Here is a 544-nt window from a genome sequence, read left to right as displayed (position 1 = left end):
CTCCCACGTGCCGTTTACCAACAACCGGGCCGAACGTGACCTGAGAATGAGCAAGGTCAAACAGAAGGTGTCGGGGTGCTTCCGGACAAGAAAGTACGCCGAGGCCTATTGCCGCATTTCCAGTTACCTGCAGACCATGGCAAATCAGGGATACAATCCGCTGGTCGCCATTCAAATGGCCTTTTCGGGACAGCTCTACGCTGATAGGGGTGAGTAGTTACGGCAAATCTGCTACCAACGAGGTGCTACCACAGAGAACCGCGCCCGTCCGGATTTTCTGTTCCCCAGCGGAGGGGAATATCATGATCCGTTTTTTGATTCTAATCTGCTGACCATGCTGGGAGCAAAAAGTACTTGTAAGGACCGATGGAGACAGGTTCTTTCAGAAGCGGAGCGCATTCCGGACAAGCATCTGCTGACACTAGGAAACAGCCATCAGTACTGCCCAAACCGATGAAATGAGAGGCCACCGCCTTCAACTGGTTGTACCTGAGCCACTTGCTGAGACCTACACCACAGCGCAAAGGGACTGGCTTCTTGATTT

At 52.8% G+C, this 544-nt stretch carries 2 protein-coding genes and 1 pseudogene; all 3 read left to right on the top strand.

What is annotated here, in order from left to right; translation table 11 throughout:
* Positions 1-95: pseudogene (locus ACOCD2_RS25690) on the top strand (IS66 family transposase); the annotation flags it as partial.
* Between the two features lie 131 nt (positions 96-226).
* Complete coding sequence (locus ACOCD2_RS25685; protein WP_419605036.1) at positions 227-457, top strand: type II restriction endonuclease; 231 nt, start codon at positions 227-229, stop codon at positions 455-457.
* 1 nt (position 458) lies between these two features.
* Positions 459-544 (top strand): hypothetical protein (locus ACOCD2_RS25680; protein WP_419626414.1); only part of this gene is annotated, 86 nt, incomplete at its 3' end.

The sequence above is a fragment of the Thiolapillus sp. genome, assembly GCF_048562965.1.
Classification (GTDB): Bacteria; Pseudomonadota; Gammaproteobacteria; order Chromatiales; family Chromatiaceae; genus Thiolapillus; species Thiolapillus brandeum_A.
The sequence above is the reverse complement of the archived record's forward strand: the minus strand, read 5'-3'. Positions and strand labels throughout refer to the sequence as shown.